The organism is Paenibacillus sp. YPG26 (genome assembly GCF_023704175.1).
GTDB lineage: Bacteria > Bacillota > Bacilli > Paenibacillales > Paenibacillaceae > Fontibacillus.
Map to the genome: position 1 here is coordinate 2,208,273 of NZ_CP084530.1, position 16,203 is coordinate 2,224,475.

At 47.6% G+C, this 16,203-nt stretch carries 13 protein-coding genes and 1 pseudogene; 3 read left to right on the plus strand and 11 right to left on the minus strand.

What is annotated here, in order from left to right; translation table 11 throughout:
- Positions 1-64 precede the first annotated feature (64 nt).
- Together LDO05_RS10375 and LDO05_RS10380 are read right to left on the minus strand one after the other, a co-directional pair.
- Complete coding sequence (locus LDO05_RS10375) at positions 65-1,318, minus strand: copper amine oxidase N-terminal domain-containing protein (protein ID WP_251375329.1); 1,254 nt, start codon at positions 1,316-1,318, stop codon at positions 65-67.
- Positions 1,319-1,465: 147 nt separating this feature from the next.
- On the minus strand, positions 1,466-2,086 hold the full coding sequence (locus LDO05_RS10380) for a DNA-3-methyladenine glycosylase family protein (RefSeq protein WP_251375330.1): 621 nt from the start codon (positions 2,084-2,086) through the stop codon (positions 1,466-1,468).
- A gap of 258 nt (positions 2,087-2,344) precedes the next feature.
- Here LDO05_RS10380 and LDO05_RS10385 point away from each other — a divergent pair, with 258 nt between their 5' ends.
- Positions 2,345-3,682 carry an amino acid permease gene (locus LDO05_RS10385; protein ID WP_251375331.1) on the plus strand — a complete coding sequence of 446 codons (1,338 nt, stop codon included), beginning with the start codon at positions 2,345-2,347 and terminating at the stop codon, positions 3,680-3,682.
- 60 nt (positions 3,683-3,742) lie between these two features.
- Here LDO05_RS10385 and LDO05_RS10390 read toward each other — a convergent pair whose 3' ends face one another.
- From LDO05_RS10390 to LDO05_RS10405, 4 genes are all read right to left on the minus strand, one after another.
- Positions 3,743-4,024, minus strand: a complete 282-nt coding sequence (locus tag LDO05_RS10390) for a SunI/YnzG family protein (protein ID WP_251375332.1) — start codon at positions 4,022-4,024, stop codon at positions 3,743-3,745.
- Positions 4,025-4,243: 219 nt separating this feature from the next.
- Positions 4,244-5,071: an ABC transporter ATP-binding protein gene (locus tag LDO05_RS10395; RefSeq protein WP_251375333.1), complete on the minus strand. Its 828-nt coding sequence runs from the start codon at positions 5,069-5,071 to the stop codon at positions 4,244-4,246.
- A gap of 16 nt (positions 5,072-5,087) precedes the next feature.
- Positions 5,088-6,134, minus strand: a complete 1,047-nt coding sequence (locus tag LDO05_RS10400; RefSeq protein WP_251375334.1) for a FecCD family ABC transporter permease — start codon at positions 6,132-6,134, stop codon at positions 5,088-5,090.
- Positions 6,134-7,114, minus strand: coding sequence for a FecCD family ABC transporter permease (locus LDO05_RS10405; protein WP_251375335.1), 981 nt, complete (start codon positions 7,112-7,114; stop codon positions 6,134-6,136). The genes LDO05_RS10400 and LDO05_RS10405 overlap by 1 nt, the downstream gene beginning before the upstream one ends.
- 246 nt (positions 7,115-7,360) lie before the next feature.
- On the opposite strand from LDO05_RS10405, the gene LDO05_RS10410 reads away from it, so the two are divergent.
- Positions 7,361-8,380 carry an ABC transporter substrate-binding protein gene (locus LDO05_RS10410; protein WP_251375336.1) on the plus strand — a complete coding sequence of 340 codons (1,020 nt, stop codon included), beginning with the start codon at positions 7,361-7,363 and terminating at the stop codon, positions 8,378-8,380.
- Positions 8,381-8,570: 190 nt separating this feature from the next.
- Here the strand turns inward: LDO05_RS10410 and LDO05_RS18995 are convergent.
- Positions 8,571-9,829: pseudogene (locus tag LDO05_RS18995) on the minus strand (erythromycin esterase family protein).
- Positions 9,830-10,010: 181 nt separating this feature from the next.
- Here LDO05_RS18995 and LDO05_RS10420 point away from each other — a divergent pair.
- On the plus strand, positions 10,011-10,394 hold the full coding sequence (locus LDO05_RS10420) for an SET domain-containing protein (RefSeq protein WP_251375337.1): 384 nt from the start codon (positions 10,011-10,013) through the stop codon (positions 10,392-10,394).
- A gap of 122 nt (positions 10,395-10,516) precedes the next feature.
- Here LDO05_RS10420 and LDO05_RS10425 read toward each other — a convergent pair whose 3' ends face one another.
- From LDO05_RS10425 to nasC, 4 genes are all read right to left on the minus strand, one after another.
- The gene (locus tag LDO05_RS10425; RefSeq protein WP_251375338.1) at positions 10,517-11,332 is read right to left on the minus strand and encodes a DUF2935 domain-containing protein; all 816 of its coding nucleotides are present in this window, start codon (positions 11,330-11,332) and stop codon (positions 10,517-10,519) included.
- Between the two features lie 91 nt (positions 11,333-11,423).
- The gene (locus LDO05_RS10430; protein WP_251375339.1) at positions 11,424-12,635 is read right to left on the minus strand and encodes an MFS transporter; all 1,212 of its coding nucleotides are present in this window, start codon (positions 12,633-12,635) and stop codon (positions 11,424-11,426) included.
- Positions 12,636-12,832: 197 nt separating this feature from the next.
- Complete coding sequence (locus LDO05_RS10435; protein ID WP_251375340.1) at positions 12,833-14,029, minus strand: nitrate/nitrite transporter; 1,197 nt, start codon at positions 14,027-14,029, stop codon at positions 12,833-12,835.
- 28 nt (positions 14,030-14,057) lie between these two features.
- Complete coding sequence (gene nasC / locus LDO05_RS10440) at positions 14,058-16,169, minus strand: assimilatory nitrate reductase catalytic subunit NasC (protein ID WP_251375341.1); 2,112 nt, start codon at positions 16,167-16,169, stop codon at positions 14,058-14,060.
- Positions 16,170-16,203 lie beyond the last annotated feature (34 nt).

A 16,203-nucleotide genomic window follows, 5' to 3' on the forward strand; every position in this document is an offset into this window, starting at 1 on the left:
AGCGATGTAAGACCGCTTGCTTCGATTCCATCCTCAATATGTCATTTCACTAATTAGAGTTATCTTACTCATAAGAATCATTTAGAACATCCATATCAAGGCTCACCGCATCATCTGGAATAATGCGCCAGCTTCCTTCCGGAAGCTTGATTGCCTTAATAAGGTTGTACACTCTAAGTTCCATTCCACTTTCCGGTAACCGAAAGTTCTGAACCAAGTAGATCGTTGCGGAATTATTAGCATAAGCAGCGATAGACATACTTTCTGCTATAATTTCAAAATCACTCAGCCCAAATGTAGCAAACAGACTTTTCTTAACATCCTTGATCGTTGTTGAATCCGTATTTAAGGTACTTAGTGCCGCTTCAACGTCCTTTTCATTCATAGCTTTGATAAAGGTATCAAACAGTGCATGAATAGCGGTTTTATCAGCTTCAGGTACTTCGGCTTCCTTCTTCAACACTTCCTTGAAATTTGCATATTCTGTATGCTCTGATTCAAGGTAACCAAAAGTCCATTTGTAATTCTTGTCAAGCTCCATATAAATACCGAGATGTTCGATCCGGTCAAGAAGCTCGCCAGGTCCCTTAGGGATAGATAATTCTACATTGAACTTTTGCTCTGAAGGGTAATAATCAGGGTCAGAAGAAAGATTGTCTATGGAGGAATAGCCCGCGTATTTAGTAAGCAGAGAAGGATCCTCTATTACTCTTTCATAGAACTCACTATCCGATTCCTTATTAATAAGAGATAAATATGTTTTAGAATCTCCATCTTTTATGGCTTTTAACATTTTTTTGACTAGGGCAGTCATTTCTCTCAAATCTGCTTTGAGAGGTGGGCCATAGGTTGATTTGTGCACCTTCACCATTCTGCCTGCTTGATCCCACTCTGCCTCCAGTCCTGTGGCTTCATTGAGAAATTCAAGGTCCACAAATGTGCTGGACGCGCCTATAATGACATAAGGATTCTTAGAATCGTTAGGGAAAGCTTGGCCATTCAAATTCGCCTTGCCTGACTTCATATCAATCTTGATGGTCTTGTCTTCAGATACAGCCGAGAAAATCTTCTTCTTGCTATCATAACTCAGTGTGTAATCTAATGTTTTGAGAATACTGCGAAGTTCCACGAACACACGGCCATGACGTATAATTGGAGAGGAACTTGGGCGGACTTCCTTGTTGTGGACATAGACACGGATAGGTTTGGCTGCTGGTGTAGAGGCGGCAGCTGCAGTGTTCAAGTTCAGTATAGGAGTAGCACTCAACCCTAAACTGAGTACAGTAAGTAATATGCATTTCATCATCTTCGACTTCATCTTATCGCTCCTAATATGTGATTTGATTATCCTTTCTTAATATTATTCTAGGAAAAATTACCCATATCCCTTATCTTACTGTGACCCTGCTTAAGATAGCAATGACTTTTTTTATCGAACAATAGTCCTCCCTTCAATCCAGAGAACTCATTGTTCAGATGAGATCTTCCACAAATAGATCGAGGCCACTGAACCTAAAGGAGAATAGGCCAACCGATACGTGTCGAATTGCTCCCTGCTTAGTGATGAAAGGTTGTACAACCTCATCATACCGCGGCGAATAGCCAGGTCCCCCCAGCTGACCACATCCGGCCGCCCCATGGCATGGATCAGCAGCATTTCAGCCGTCCATCTGCCAACCCCAGGCAAGATAGTAAGCTTACGAATGACCTGTTCATCCGGCAATTGATGCAGTTCTTCAAGGTCAAACTCTCTTTCGGCTATCATTTGCGCAATACGATGGATGTTCACTGCTTTCTTCATTGTCATCCCACACTCTTGGATCTGATCAGCACTCTGATTCGCTAGCGACCGAGCGGATATATCTTCGAAGTGCTGCAGCATTCGCCCCCATATGGTTGCCGCTGCTTTGACGGAGACAAGCTGACCCACCATGGCATGGATGAGCGCAGTGAATAGATCCGGAATCATAACTCGTTCGACTTTCCCGTATTGGTCTATTGCTGCTCCCAATCTTTTATCCGCTTTCCTTAGCTGATCCATTTCCTTTTGTCCATATTCAAAAACGCTATATTCTACGTTACTCATCCTCCTCTCCCTCGCTGCAGTATTGCATTCTCCAGCACAATAGTAACTCTTGCTCTAATTATAGCCCAATAATAATTGGAAGAATATTCAATACGCTTCAACATTCAAACTAATTGTGGAAGATGAATGGTTACCTCATGCTAAGGGAATGCTCAATATGGTTTCGTGATTAAATATATTTCATGCCATTAAGTTTTGGTATATGATGTACAAGTTAGTTACAAAGACTTATGTTCATAACATCTAGGAGGACTGAACTTGACATCAACTGAGGATTCACTTCAGAAAAGGCTGCTCCCCCGACATATCACCTTTATGGCGATGGGCGGGGTCATTGGTACGGGTATTTTCAAAGGAAGCTCCGAGACGATAAATCTCGTGGGTCCGGGAGTTATCTTTTCCTATATCTTTGCCGGATTACTGTTGCTGGTCGTTATGGGCGCTATCGCAGAAATGGCCACTGTATATCCGAACAGAAATATGAAAGATTTCATACGTGAGGCTTTCGGGGAACGCGTATCCTTCATCGTGGGCTGGCTGTATTGCTTCATGTGGCTGTCCGTGTGTGTTATAGAAGTAATTGCGGCTGGGAGCTTCCTTCAATATTGGCTTCCCGGCGTTCCATTGTGGACTTTAAGCCTTGCAAGTGCGGCATTGATCATTCTCATTAACATGATGAATGTCCGGGGATATGGTGAGATGGAATTTTGGCTTGCCGGGATCAAGATATTTATGATTATTGTATTTATCGTGTTAGGTGCGTGCATCCTGCTTGGTATCCTTCCTGGCCAAACCTCCCCCGGACTCAGCAACTATACCGAACACGGGGGGTTTTTCCCGAATGGATGGACAGCGATCTTCTCTGCCCTGCTGATTGTTATGTTCTCTTACGGTGGATCTGAATTGATCGGTCTTACCCTGACGGAGACGGAAAATGCGGAGAAAATCCTGCCGAAAGTGGTTAAAAGCTTCATTCTGCGAGTGGTCTTTTTCTATACTCTGCCGATTCTGATCATTTGCGGATTAATTCCTTGGAATCAGCTAAATGAGACAACAAGTCCTTTTGTGCAGGTACTCAGTTCCACAGGGCTGCAGGGCGCCGCGCATTTGATGAATTTCATTCTTGTTACAGCTGTCCTCTCTGCAGCCAACTCTGGAATCTATGGGGCAACACGTATGCTTCATTCCATGGCTAAAGATGCCGAGGCCCCTCGCTGGATGGGTAAGCTTTCAACGCAGGGAGTTCCTGTAGGGAGTCTGTATTTCTGTGCCGTTCTTCTGCTGATTGGTTCACTCTTGGCCTTCATTACGCAGGAAGGATTATTCCGTGTGTTAATGGCTGTGCCGGGCTTTGTCGTGATGCTGGTATGGATATGCATTTGTCTCTCCCAGATCAAGCTTCGTAAAATGTATCCGAAAAAGCCTGCCTTCCAAATCTGGGGCTTCCCTTATGTTCCGGCTCTTACTGCTCTAACTCTTGGAGTCATCGCTATCTTGTTCATGCTTGATGTCCAGAATCGAATCAGCATTGTTGTATGCTTGAGCTTGGCGGCTCTCCTGACCATTTGGTCGATATTCAAATTCCAGAAAAGATAAATATACGCGAACCAAAAAGCCCCTTCTACTCAGGTAGAGGGGCTTATCTTATTTCCACACCTAATGTGACTGTGTATCCTGTGACTCGGTATAAGATTTGATTTTATTTAGAAGGGTGCCACTATTTGTAGTGAATAATATATATGACTTTGTGCTGGTATTAATAACAATTCGATCTGTTGTATTGTAGGGGGTACCGATTCTCACAGCATCTGCTCCTTCACCAGCGTAAGTGTCATCTTCGTACACTTCTTTGATGTCCGAGAGAGGTATTTCAGTTGAAGACATCTGCCAATGAATAATAAGATTAAAATCGTTTCTCGTAACGTTGATGCCTAGCATAATCTACTCTGCCCCCTTTAATCATGAGGAATTAACTTGAACAGCCGATTGACTAATTTATTTATGGGTACACGGGGTACTATATTTTATTTAACCAAAATTTGGAATACAAAACAATAAATACTCCTTTCTCACAAAGAGAGAACTTATAGATCCTTCCAAACTCAATTATCCAACCATATTACTCATAAAAAAACACAGCATCGACTCTCGAACAAGTCAACGCTGTGCCTCTCTCTGCTTCGACTGTATTCCCTTTGCCGCGCTCAAGCTGCTGGTGGTGTAAGGAATACATAATGGCGTGCCGTACAAGGGATCTGGAATGATCTCACATTTCAGACGAAATACCTGTTCAATCAACTGCTCGTTCACAACCTCTCCCGGCTCACCTTGCGCCTCGATTCGGCCAGCCCGAATGGCTACAAGATGATCGGCATACCGGCATGCCAGATTAAGGTCATGCAGCACCATCACAATGGTGCGCTCGTCCCGCCTGTTCATCTCATACAGAAGATCGAGAACCTCAATCTGATGCGTCATATCCAGATAAGTTGTAGGCTCATCCAGCAAAATAATAGGTGTCTCCTGAGCAAGGGTCATGGCGATCCAGGCTCGCTGCCGCTGACCCCCCGACAGGGAATCCACTGTGCGTTCCGACAGCTCACTCATTCCCGTGGCTTCAAGTGCTGCCCCGACAATGCGCTCATCCTCTTGTGACCATTGTCTCAGCCAGCTCTGGTAGGGATAACGTCCTTGCTTAACGAGCTGAAGGACGGTTAAGCCCTCCGGTGCAACCGGCCCCTGGGGCAGGATCGCGAGCTTGCGGGCAACTTCCTTGGTCGCCATGCGGGAAATATCGCCCCCATCCAGCATAACTGTTCCATGCTGAGGCTTAAGAAGCCGTGCCATAGATCTTAATAGTGTTGATTTGCCGCAGCCATTGCTACCTATAAATACCGTTATCTTCCCTTTAGGAATCGATAGATTCAGACTCTTGAATATATAGTTATCCCCATAGGATAGTCCCAGTCCCTCAGCTTCGAGCATGAATAGTTCCTCCAGTCTAGTAACGATTGCGATTCCGGTATAGCATGTACATGAAGAAAGGGGCTCCAATCGCGGCGGTCAATACGCCGGCAGGCACATCCTTGGGCATAAAGAGAGTTCGCGCTGCCAAATCTGACACAAGCAGAATAATCGCGCCCAGCAGAGCGCTTACCGGAACAACGCTCCCGAATGATGAGCCGACAAGCTTCCGAGCCATGTGTGGTGCCATGAGGCCAATGAATGCGATCGCGCCTCCGATAGCCACAGCAGCTCCAGCCAAGGCTACACTCAGCATAATCAATATTAGGCGCTGTCTCTGCACTTGTGCCCCTGCACTGCTGGCGGTATCATCTCCAAGTGATTGGATATTCACATTGCGGGCTTGAAGCCAGGTAACAGGAAGCAGAATGGCTGCCCAAGGCAGCAGGATGAGCACATCCTTATCCCAAGACACACCGTAAATACTGCCGGTCATGAACGTTAATGAACGTTCCGCCAGCTGCATGGGTCCCGAGATGATGAACATATAAGACAGGGACTTAATGGCTGCCGAGAGGCCGATTCCGATGAGAACGAGCCTTAGAGGGTCGACCCCTCTTTTCCACGATAAGACGTACAATAGTCCTGTCACCAACAAAGCTCCAAGTATGGAAGCAATGGGCATCCAGTGCAGTGGAACGGTTCCTTTCAGCAGAAAGATGAACAGAACAGCCCCAAGGGAAGCGCCTTCTGTAATGCCGGCTACATCCGGGGAGGCCAGGGGATTACGAATAACTCCCTGCAGAACAGCACCCGCGACAGCAAGCGAAGCTCCAACCAAGATCGCAATCATCATGCGCGGGAGCCGAAGCTTCTCAACAACAACCTGATGTGCGGGCTCCCCCATTCCCAGAAGGACCTTAACTACGTTCATCGGGGATATGTACATACTACCCAAGCCAGTGCTGACAATCATAATAGCTATAGCAAGGACCAGCAGAACTGCGCAGATCCAGATTGTCCTTTTCTCAATAAGTAAGGAGAATCGCGAACCTGCAGATCGTATCGATTTGTATTTGCTCATTACGTCCGTCTGCCTTTCCTAGCGATGTAGACAAAGAAGGGTACTCCCATAATCGCGGTCATGACACCTACAGGGACCTCCCTCGGCATAGCTATATATCTTGATCCTAAGTCGGCTGCCACAAGCAGGATCGCACCGAGCACCGCGCTGTAAGGCAGTATCCACCTGTGATCGGTTCCCACCAGATAACGGACAATATGCGGTATGATAATGCCTATAAAAGCAATCGGTCCTGCGGCAGCAACCGAACCGCCCGCCAGCAGGATAACAGAAGCTGCACCAAGCCATTTGATTCGGGCCGGATTCTGCCCAAGTCCCTGAGCCAGATCGTCCCCCATGGCAAGCACATTCAGATGCCTGCCCATCAAGAGAGCTATACCCAATCCGCAGGCCATATAAGGCCATACAGCCTCAAGCTGGCTCATTTCCCTGCCGGCTACCGAACCGACCAGCCATGCCAGAATCTGATCGAACATTTTACCATCTGTAAGCATTAGCCCCTGCGTAAGTGAAGCGAAAAATGCCGTCATGGAGGCCCCGGCCAGTGTGATTTTGACCGGTGTCATTCCATCTCTACCGATACTGCCCAGCAAGAACACGATTCCCCCGCTTAGTGTAGCTCCGATCAGAGCTACCCAGGTGAATGCATGCTGACCGGTAATACCAAGAAATGTACCGCAGAGCATAATGAAGAAGGCCGCGCCTGCGTTCACTCCAAGTGTGCTTGGAGAAGCAATCGGATTACGGGTCAACACCTGCATGACCGCCCCTGCAACCGCAAGACATGCTCCAACAGCAGCAGCTATTACCGCTCTCGGAACCCTGGTCGTCCGAATAACCAGATGTTCATTGCTGCCATTGTAATGGGTAACAGATTCCCAGACAGTTCTAAGCGGAATGTCGGTTACCCCAAAAGCGATGCTGCACACCATAACACCTGTAAGTACAAGCAAAGATAAGATTAGATACACAACTCTCATATAGATCACATTCTTCTGTTAAATTTCTAAATATAATGACCAGAACCAGCTTGGGCCTATTAGCCCAGCCGTCCGCCGTTACCTGTATGAATTTTAGATTAAAGACTATGAACTTGTCAACGAACATGATAATCATTCTCAGTTTGTTGTTGACAACAGGGCTAAACTCCTATTATAGTTTGATCTGTCAGTGATAATCATTCTCATCATAGACAATACATAATTTATAGGGGGACATCGATTCATATGTTATCTAGAACAACATCCAGCCGGTTAAGCCGGTCCGCCAAGCTTGGCACACTTGCCTTAATCCTGATCCTGATTCTGTCAGCATGCGGGAACAAAAACGCATCAGAATCAAGCCAGTCCGAAAAATCTTCATCTAATACCGCTGCTCCTTCCACCACGGAGAGTCAGGTGCGCAAAGTTAAGCACGCTATGGGAGAAAGCGACATTACAGGCACTCCGCAAAAGGTTGTCGTATTGACGAACGAAGGAACCGAGGCACTGCTCGCCCTTGGCGTCAAGCCTATCGGTGCTGTAAAGTCATGGACCGGCAATCCCTGGTATGAACATATCAAGGCTGACATGGAAGGCGTGACCGAGGTTGGAGAAGAAAGCCAGCCGAATCTCGAGCTTATCGCCAGTCTCCAGCCAGATCTTATTATCGGCAACAAAATGCGTCAGGAAAAAGTCTACGAGCAGCTGAAGGCGATCGCGCCTACCGTGATGGCTGAGGATCTGCGCGGCGAGTGGAAGACAAACTTCAAGCTCTATGCCGAAGCTCTCGGCAAGACGACCGAAGGCGATGCCTTAATGGCCGCCTATGACAAACGTATTGAAGATTTCAAAGCCAAAGCAGGTGATAAACTTAAGCAGACCGTCTCCGTTGTCCGGTTCATGGCCGGTAAGACCCGTGTGTATCACACCAATACCTTCTCAGGGGTGATCTTCGAGCAGTTGGGTATTGCCCGCAATGAAATGACCAAGAATGCCAAAGACACCTTTGTTGATGAGATCACCAAGGAAAGGCTTCCGGAAGCGGACGCGGATATCCTCTTCTACTTCACCTACGATACGGGTGACGGCAAGGCGAGCCAGACCGAGCTGGAATGGACAAAGGATCCGCTGTGGAAGAACCTGAGTGCCGTGAAGAGTGGTCATGCGCACAAGGTCAATGATGCCATCTGGAATACTGCCGGTGGTTACAAAGCGGCGAACCTGATGCTGGATGATTTGTACAAAATCTACGACATTCAGCCATAAAAGAATTTCAGTTCAAATACGGGCTGTCCCAAGTCATCATGGATGACGAAGGGATAGCCCTTTCTTTTGTCCAGGCGCACAGATACAGTACCCTAGTACCTTGATCAAATGAGATGAACATGTGTAGTTCCGACCGGCTTATATCTGATTTGGAAGCGTTGGAACTGCGCCCGGGTTAAATCATTGCTGACTAGGTAAAAGAACCCGCTGTAATCGGAGTCAAGGCACGGGTCTGATCCAGATAGATGAAGGCATCGTAGCGCCTTGCGATCCGGGTGGGCACATAGTTCCCCAGCTCCCATTCGGGGTGGTACACGACTCCAATGGCGCGATGGCCTATAATGGAGTCCTCTAATATCGAATCAGCAGACTTGAAAATAAGCAGCTTGTCTTCGGCTCCATGCCTGTGCAGCAGTTCCTCCCAGCTGTTCCTGATCGCACCCGGTACACGCATCTCCTCCTGGGGAGCTCCCCAGGCCTGGCCCGCTATCACGGTTCCGCGATACGTACCGAAGCCAATTGCAAATACCTCATCCGCATACTTTTCTCGAAGCAGCTGACCTACGTTGACCATTCCCTCGTCTGCCATATCGGTAGCCCTGGCATCACCAATGTGTGTATTGTGTTCCCATACGACTGCGCGTGCATCTTGACCGTGATAATCCATCAGCCTCTCCAACGCATCCACCATGTGGCGGTCCCTTATGTTCCATGAAGCCGCATCGTGCCTGATCATGGTTCTGTAGTAAGCTTCTGCACCCTTTACAGCGAGAGCGTTCATCTCGGCACCAAGTGCCTTCTCCCGATCTTGGGTATAAGCACCTTCCACCTGTCCTGAAGCCTGCGTAGAAGCGAAATGATCTCATCTTCGCAGCCTTCCCCATAGAGAGAAGCTGAAATTCCATAAGATTGTTCGTTCCGATGATGAGGCTCAAAGCATGCAAAGGCCCGTTTTGCGGCATCCAGATCATCTGTGCTTCGAGTGCTGCTCAGATACTTCAAAATTTCATCCATCGATTCCCAAAGGCTGTAGACGTCGATTCCGTAGAATCCAACCTTCTCCTCTTCTGACTTGCCCTTGTTGTAACTCCGCAGCCATTCGGCCAGCTCACGTATTTCATGATTGGCCCACATCCAGGTTGGCCAGCGTGTGAAGTCCCGCATAGCGTCTTCGGCATTAGCACCTGCCCCTTCATAACCCTTCACGTAGCGGTTCAGCGTATAACAGGACGGCCAATCCCCTTCAACAGCGATAAATCGGATACCCTTCTCCATAATGAGCTGTTTGGTCAGCTTTGCACGGATGGTGTAGTACTCTGAGGTGCCATGAGAAGCTTCACCAAGAAGCACATACCTAGCTTCCCCTATATGCTCCACCAGGTGATCCAGCTTGTCCCGGTTGAAGAGAACAGCAACCTTGTTGATTGAATCCAGTATCGACTGATACATCGATTGATCCTTCATGTTATCCGCCTTCCGTTTAAAGATGAATATCTCTTCAGAAAGTGTGCACGCAAAACCGGTTAAACATGCGTCTTCGTGATAATCATTGGTTGCTCTATTTGATGGGTTAGGTTAAAATTAATCTTCCTAATTATGAATGAAACACATGAGATCGTGAGGTAAACCAATGATTGAGATAAAAATATCCACAATTAGCGGCGGCGAGTTCAAAAGAGGAGTCTTCGCAACAAGAGATATTGCCAAAGACGAGCTTATCCATGAAGCGCCTGTCATCCCCTATCCCAATGAACAGCATGAATTCATAGAGAAGACTATACTCGCAGATTATGTATTCGAGTATGGGATTAACCATACCGCGGTTCTCTTGGGGTATGGCAGTCTGTTCAACCACTCTTATGAGCCCAATGCCATTTATGACATTAATTTTGAGCAGCATACCTTTGATTTCTACGCCTACACCGACATCAAGGCCGGGGAAGAGATTTTTATTAACTATAACGGGGAAGCCGACTGCGATGATCCATTATGGTTCTATGAGGAACAGGAATAAATAACTACGTCTGGTTGCCTGGCCTGTCCGGGACGCAAAGAGTCTGCCTTCAGTTCAGAAGGCAGACTCTTTGCGCGTTTTTCCAAATATACCTAACTTTCTGCTAACCACTTTCTTCCTCATCAGTGATGGATCAGAGGCGCATTTCCTTTCCCGGTTAAGGAGTTCTCGAACATATCAATAATCTCCAGGAACCGTTCAGCTTCGCGGAATACATGGTCCGCAAGGAGCGGATGAATAATGCTTTTAATTCTGCATTGCTCGATCAGATCCCGGGCGGTTTTCTTGAAATCCCGTAATGATTTAACGGATACCCTGTTCTGATCCAGGAACTGATCCAGAATCGGAGCAGTCTGGGACTGAGGCCGCATGGAGTCGAGATCACGGGCCTGGAACAACAACTGATCGAAGTCGTTGCTGAATTCTCTCGCCTGATCCACAAGCTTTCGTTCAGAAGGATCGAGAAGGTGCCCGATGAACTTCGCATGGTCCGCCATAATCCGCAAGAAGAATACATTCTCGTCAATAATGGCATCGTATAAAGGCTCTAGCTTGCCTTCATTTAACTCCTCCAAGCGATTTCTGAAATAGTTGGCTTCTCTACTCACATGATCAACCAATAACGGGAAGTTGTTCTGTCCAGGAAGCTTACAAGTCAAGATTAAGCCTAGTACTTTTCTTTTGAATGCCCATATATGACTGACCGCTGTATGGACCTCCTGATTGAACTGCCGAATTAATTGCGGGTCCGTATCAAGAGAGAAGGAATGAACCCGGTTCTCAATATCCTCAAAAATCCGGTAGAAGTGTTGAGCTTCCTTAATGAGTTCCGTGTCTTCTGCGCGGAAACCGAGTCCCAGAAAAAAAGAATGTTCTTTCATAATCCTCGACCAGAAGCTGACTTCTTCAAGCGACTGAGCCACAAAACGGTCTGACATTTGCTTCCCTCCTCAAAATCAACCTATTTAGACCCTATGCTGACTAAGCTTGGATCAATACCTGATTTAATCAGGAGGTTAAGCAGATGACCTACTCTCGCTCAGGACAATTGGAGGTCTTTTCAAGGTTCCCTTGTTGTATCCGGAAGGCTAGTCCACTAATTAACAGAAGCCCTCCGGCAAATCCAGCGAACATCCACTGAGTCTCATTCACAGCCATATGATCAAGACTCCAGCCAGTCAGGAGAGGAAGCACGGCTCCTCCTACCCCTCCGGAAGCAATTAGAATGCTAGGTGTAGCTTCCTCTGTTCCGGGGAGCAGCTTACTTGCGAAGACCAAAGCGATCGAGAATATCCCCGACATGGCAAGTCCAAGCATGAGAATGACTGCAAATGAGGACCAGACCTGCAATGTAAAAGGAAGCAGTAATAGAAGCACGGCGCTAGCAAGACAACTGAAGAGAACATAAACTCTGTACTCGAATTTCTCCGCAATATATCCGGCAAAAATCCGTCCGACGGACATGGCAATCCAGAAGCATGTAACACTAAGCGCAGCACCAGCTTCCTTCATGCCAAGCTTCTCAATCAGCATCGCAGGCATGAAGTTGGCAAGACTCATTTCTGTACCGACATACAGGAAGAAGAAAGCGATGAACAGAGTTAGTATCAACATACGTCGTCCGGAGTAGGCCCGCATTCCTTTAGATGGCTGTGTCCCAGTCTTCTCAGGAGCAGATCGCTGATCCAGTACCTGATCCATTTCACCAAAGGAACCTTTTGCCCAGAAAGCGATGGTTGCAACCCCGAACAAGGCAACTACCGCAAACGAGATACGCCAATACCCCGCTTCCATCAGGCCGCTTGCGATTAATGGCATCACCAAGGCACCAATGCCGAATAAGACCTCCAGCCTGCTCATCGCAATGGCGGTATTCTCTTTAATGGCGGATATGATAACGGTCCCTATAACCGCCTCAATCATGCCGAATCCGAAGCCTGCCCCCAAAGCAATGATATATAACCAGCCCCAAGGCGGCAGTGCCATATACAGAAGCTCACAACAGCACAATAATCCGGTAGCGATCAGAAGCTCCACTCTTTTACCAAAACGGCGGTTGAACCAAGGGGATACTAGCACACCTAGCAGGAAACCTGTGAATTGGGTAAAAATCAATGTTCCACTATCACTGTAATCCCGGTTATAATGCTCCAGAACAACAGGTAAGACGGAGCCTAGAATAACATGGGCCAGTCCGATCAAGAAGTAAGATAAACAGCCTATCCAAATCAGTTTTTTCATAAGCAGCCTCCTCTATTGTAGTAATATCGTGTTTCTCTCCCTGTTAATCTCATCTATATAGATATAGTATACTAGAGAAATATATATGGAATATAATCGCTTGCCCTGAAATTGCCGAAAAGCACAAAGAGCTGCTGCATCCCAGTAAGCGGGACACAACAGCTCTTTTCTTCTTACACGCCCATGCTAATCTTTCCTTACCTTGCCTGGTAGGCTGCCACAGCCGCCCTCCCTTCTTTCACAGGCTTCCCGGATAATTTAAGGTAGATTAAGGCAATGACGAGACACATCCATGCATAGCCACTCATCATCAAGAATCCAAACATATAATTACCTGTGAATCCCTTGATCAGGCCTAGACAGAGCGGCGGGAAGAAGCCCCCAAGGCCACCGAGTGCGGAAATTATACCGTTCGCTACTCCTGCCTCAGATATAAAATACATAGGAACCAGTTTGAACACTGCCCCATTGCCAACCCCAGCGAATAAAGCAATACTCATGGTCGCCGCAGTGTACACCCCGAAGTCTGGCGAGAGGCTGAGAACAAGTGACGAAATCCCCATACTAGCAAATACGAAAGTTAATAGGATATAAGGATTTATTTTGTCAGCAATTAATCCCCCTATTGGACGGATTAGAGTAGCCAGGCCTATGAAGCACGCGGTGTAGACACCTGCCTCCAGCTTAGCCAAACCAAAATATTCCACAAGGAAATTAGGAAGAAATACGGTAAAAGCAACAAACGATCCAAAAGTAATGAAGTAGAACAAACTGAGCATCCATAACTGCGGCTGCTTGGACAGGTTCTGGATCTGCTTCATGAGCGGCTGGTTCATCCTGGACTCCTCCTTGTCCCCGGCCTTATATACGATCAAAGCCATGAACAGTATGACACCTATATAAATCCATGGAGTATTGCGCCAGCCGAGGGAAGCGGCAAGAACCGGTAATCCAAAAGTGGTCAGTGCAGAGCCCAGATTACCAAGTCCGTAAATCCCGTTAACAACCCCCATTCGTTCTTGCGGATAATACTTCGGGAGCGAGGTTACCCCAATAGAGAACATAGATCCTCCTGCGCCTAGAAGCAGTCCGATCACAAGCAGCTCTTCAAAGTGATGAGCGGCGGTCAGCCACAGCAATGGAATTATAAGAATGAGGAAACCCGTTATGAATATGACCCTTGCTCCGTATCGGTTCGTCAAGTAACCGGCAGGTATCCGAAGCAGGGATCCAGAGAGTACAGGAATCGCCGTAATCCAGGCAATCTGACTCGGCACAAGCTGAAGATCAACTTTTATTGTAGAGATCATCGAGGACAGAAGTACCCATGCGGCAAAGCCCAGTATCAGACTTAGCGTCTGAAGAGGAAGCTGATATACACGCTTATTATTCATCGATTCCACTCCTATCTCTATATCTCTTCTACACGTAAGCTTGAATTCGTACTGTACAGACCTTGAATCCAGGCATTTGGCAAAAGGGGTCCAGTGCCTGGTTCGTAAGGCGGTTCACATTCTGTGTATCTCCCCAGTGCATTGGAACGAACAAGGTGTCTTCCCTGATGTGTTCGGTAACCTTGCACCGCACAACAGCAGATCCCCGGCGCGATTCCAGGAGAACCAACTCCCCATCCCGAACCTTGTAACGCCCAGCGGTGTTCGGGTGAATCTCAACGAAAGACTCTACATTCCGAGCTGCCAGAGAGGCGCTCCTACGTGACTGCACCCCGGATAAATAATGCGCGAGGACTCGGCCGGTAGTCATGTAGAGTGGAAATTCAGTATTCACTTCCTCGGGGAGATCATGTGCAGGAACACAGACAAACTCAGCTTTTCCATCCGGATGTGCAAATCTCTCTTCAAATAACCGGACTTGACCCGGCTGCCTCGCTTCCGGACAGGGCCAGTATACACCTTCCTCCTCACGTATCCGGTCATAACTAATCCCATAATAATCAGCTGCTCCTCCTTTACTGGCCACTCTTAGTTCATCAAAAATTTGCTCCACAGACTCGTAGGGGAAATATTCCGGCTTGCCCATACTGTGAGCAATCCGCGTGAGAATCTGCCAATCATGAAGCACTTCTCCCGGAAGAGGGCGGTCAGCTGGGCGGAGCAGGACCCTACCTTCCAGATTCGTGAGCGTCCCTTCGTTCTCAAGATAAGAGGACACAGGAAGGATAAGATCAGCCATTCGCGCCGTTTCAGACAGGAACATGTCCGCGACCACCAGGAAATCAAGCTTTCTTAGTCCTTGTTCAACAAAATCGGCGTTAGGGTTCGAGACAATTGGGTTGGAGCCCATAACGAACAGAGATCGGATTTGCTGCTCATGAATCTTTTCCATCATTTCATAAGCCGATACTCCCTTCCTTGGAAGATCAGCCTGGTCAATTCCCCACACCCCGGCAATGTGTGCACGATCTTGCTCGTTCTCAATCATCCGGTAACCGGGAAGCTGATCCGCCTTCTGTCCATGCTCTCTGCCACCTTGCCCGTTCCCTTGGCCTGTTATCGCACCATAACCGCAGTATTCACGGCCGATTTTGCCAGTTGCAAGCACCAGGTTCAAGTAATTGCGGACGGCAAGATGTCCGTCAGTATGCTGTTCAACTCCTCTTGCTGTAAATAACATCCCTGTCTCGGAAGCACCATACTTCACAGCCGCTATACGGATATCCTGTTCGGAGATCCCTGTCAACTTAGCAAGCTCTTCGAGACTGGATGACTTCAAATGAGTCTTCAGCGCTTCAAAGCCTCTCGTTCTGTCTCCAATAAAGGCCGGGTCTGCGAGTCCCTCTTCCATGATCACCTTCAGCATTCCATTAACAAGAGCCGCATCCATTCCGGGCTTCACCCTCAAATGCAGATCTGCCATATTTGCTGTTGCAGTATTTCTGGGATCAATGACAATTAGGTAAGCCCCATTCTTCTGGGCTTCGGTGAAGTAGGGCATCAGTGTGGGTTGGCACTCGGCAATATTCGTTCCCGCCAAAATAATACAACGGGTGTACGGTATATCAGATAGAGGATTGGTCAGTCCCCGATCAATTCCAAATGTCTTAATCCCCGCTGATGCAGCGGATGACATACAGAACCTTCCGTTATAGTCGATATAACGTGTCCCCAGAGCTACCCGCGCGAACTTGCCGAGTAAGTAGGCCGACTCATTGGTTAATGAGCCGCCTCCATACACACCTATTGCATCCTTGCCATTCGCAGCTTGAATGGATGTGAACTGCTTATGAATAAGCTTGAACGCCTCTTCCCAAGAGACCCTTACGAAGCTTCCATTACGCTTCACATGAGGATACAGAAGTCGCTCCCGGTGCAGAGCATGCTGGTGAGCATTCATTCCCTTGATGCATAATCGCCCCTGTGAAGCCTGGTTAGGAACAGGTTCAACTGACCATAGCGACCTGCCTCCCGCCGTCTTCTCTTCGGTAACCTGCATTTTGCACTGAACACTACAGAAGGGGCACTGCGTATTCATAACCAATCGTTCTGTTGATACCGACTGCCCGGCAGCACTCATTTACAACACCTCCCATAATGGACTGAAGTCAATC